Here is a 2471-nt window from a genome sequence, read left to right as displayed (position 1 = left end):
GGGTAGTGATGCGCCGGAGCTCATCAATGGGCTGGCCCGGCAAGGTTGAATAGCCCAGGATGCGGCCCAGCGGATCCACGATGCTGGCGGCGCCGTTGGTGATGGAGGCCGCGGCGTTGGCGAAAGCGTAGAGGTCTCCCAGCCGGACCCCGGCCACGGAGTCGGCGGCGGCTCCCATGACGGATGCCCTGGCCAATGCCACCAGCCGTGTCCAGTCCGCGTCGTCCGGCGCCACCAGGACGGACAGGCTGTAGCCGACGGCCGCGGAACGGAGTTGCTCCATCTTTGCGCCGTGGGCTTTGACGATCACGGCGGCGGCGTTGCTGTTTGCTGCCCTGTGGAGGAGCTGATCGAAATCCGGGGAGCCGTAGGTGCACCCGACGGCAAGGATGATGCGGTCATCCACGCTGGACCAGTGGTCCAGGGGATCGTACATCAGCACGTCCGATACCGGGTGCCCGAGGTTCTCCGGAGTGGGGTTGGCGTGGACCAGATCCGCTTGCATCAGCTGGATGCAATCGGAGAGCCGCACCGCCGATTGTTGGATCCCGGGTTGCTGGGCTGCGTCCATAGCTGGACGTTATCACAAGGGGTATTGGCATCTTGTGGAGGAACTCACATATAGAGCGAGTGAGATCTGCGTCACTATTGGGAAAGGAGTTGGGCGGCAAGCCCGGCAGGACCGCAGAGGACAACCATGAAACTCAAAGACATCAAGGCGCTCGCCTCGGTGCAGGGACCGGCCCGCTCCACCGCGGAGCGGCTGGCCCGGAGATGCTTCAGCGTGGAGGACATGCGGAAACTCGCGGCCAGGCGGCTGCCCCGGAGCATCTTCGAATACATCGAGGGCGGAGGCGAGGACGAGGTCTCGCTTCGGCGCAATGTGTCTTCCTATGAGGACTGGTCCTTCCTTCCCAAATGGGGATCGGTGGACAACTTCGACCTCAGCTCAACACTCCTTGGCGGTCCGGTCTCCATGCCCATCACGCTCTCGCCCACCGGCGGCACCCGGCTGTTCCACACGGAGGGTGAGTCCGCGGCAGCCCGGGCAGCGCTCGCCGAGGGCATTCCCTATGGGCTGGCCCATCTCAGCACCACCACCATGGAAGACGTCAGTGCTGCAGCGCCGGGACTTCGGCGATGGTTCAACCTGGAACCCACCCCGGACAAAGGACTGCTGCAGGCCGTCCTGGACAGGGTGTCCGCTGCCGGCTATGAAGCCCTGCTGGTCAATGTTGACTGCCGGGCCATCGGCCACCGCGAGCGCGACTACCGCAACGGGTTCACTGCACCCCCGTCCATCAAGCCGAAAACGGTGGTGGAGGGAATGCTGCACCCTGCCTGGGCGCTGGGGTTCCTGGCCAACGACGCCATAGCTTTCCCCAATCTGGAAGCCGACATTCCGGAAGGCCCCCTGGCCAGTTCCCCGGACATGTGGCGCACGCTGCTGGCCGGTTCCTACGAGCCCACGGATTGGGACGACATTCAGGACCTACGGGAACGCTGGAACGGGCCCATCATCCTCAAGGGCGTCGTCAACCCGAACGACGTCGCGCTGGCTGTTGCCCTTGGCATCGACGCCATCCAGGTCAGCAACCACGGCGGACGGCAACTGGACCATATGGCAGCTCCGCTGGATGTCCTTCCGGACATCGTGGAGAGGGCTGCCGGGCAGGTGGAAATCATCGTCGACGGCGGCATCCGCCGGGGTTCGGATGTGGTTAAGGCGCTGGCACTGGGTGCCAATGCCTGCTCCATCGGGCGCCCCTATCTTTACGGGCTGGCGGCCGCCGGGGAAGCCGGCGTGGCTCACGTCCTGAAAATGTTCCGATCCGAAATGACCCGCACCATGATGCTCCTCGGAGTATCCACCATCCAGGAACTGCGGGCGGAAGGCCGGGAATTGATCCGGCACCGCAACGAAGCCTTCATCCGCACCCCATCCACACCCACCCAGTTCACCCCCACCCCCGCGGCCGCTCCCACGGCCTTTCACATCTGAGGACTCCCTGATGAAGAATGTCTCCGCCCCAAAACTGCCCCAACGTGCCTTACCTTCCGTCGTCGCAACGGCAGCAATCCTGCTGGCAGTGACGGCATGCACCCCCGCCGGCAACACCTCGACGTCGGGCCCCTCCGGCGGCACTGCAGCCGGCACGGGAGTTCCCGCGCTGGAAGTGAACCAAGCCGCCGTCGAGCTCCTCCCGGAATCCATCAAGACATCCAAGGTGCTGCGCGTTGCCATCCCCACCAATGAGCAGCCGACGCAGTTCTACCGCGAAGGTACGCAGGAAATGACCGGGACCAACCCGGACGTGGCCCGCCTCATCGGCGAGGCATTGGGTGTCAAAGTAGACATCCACGTGGCCAACTTCGACTCCATCATTCCGGGCCTGGCGGCTAACCGTTACGACATGACCGTGTCTTCCATGACCCCTACGGAGAAGCGCATGGAAGTCCTGGACTTTGTT

2 protein-coding genes and 1 pseudogene are annotated in these 2471 nt (G+C 64.3%); 2 read left to right on the top strand and 1 reads right to left on the bottom strand.

Annotated elements, in window-relative coordinates; genetic code table 11:
- A pseudogene (locus HP499_RS23350) lies at positions 1–571 on the bottom strand (PucR family transcriptional regulator); the annotation flags it as partial.
- Between the two features lie 126 nt (positions 572–697).
- On the opposite strand from HP499_RS23350, the gene HP499_RS23345 reads away from it, so the two are divergent.
- Together HP499_RS23345 and HP499_RS23340 are read left to right on the top strand one after the other, a co-directional pair.
- The gene (locus tag HP499_RS23345; protein ID WP_172326436.1) at positions 698–2002 is read left to right on the top strand and encodes an alpha-hydroxy acid oxidase; all 1305 of its coding nucleotides are present in this window, start codon (positions 698–700) and stop codon (positions 2000–2002) included.
- 10 nt (positions 2003–2012) lie between these two features.
- Positions 2013–2471 (top strand): transporter substrate-binding domain-containing protein (locus HP499_RS23340; protein WP_172326435.1); only part of this gene is annotated, 459 nt, incomplete at its 3' end.

This window comes from Paenarthrobacter sp. CM16 (genome assembly GCF_013179505.1).
In the GTDB taxonomy this organism is placed as follows: domain Bacteria; phylum Actinomycetota; class Actinomycetes; order Actinomycetales; family Micrococcaceae; genus Arthrobacter.
This window is presented reverse-complemented; position numbering and strand designations above follow the sequence as displayed.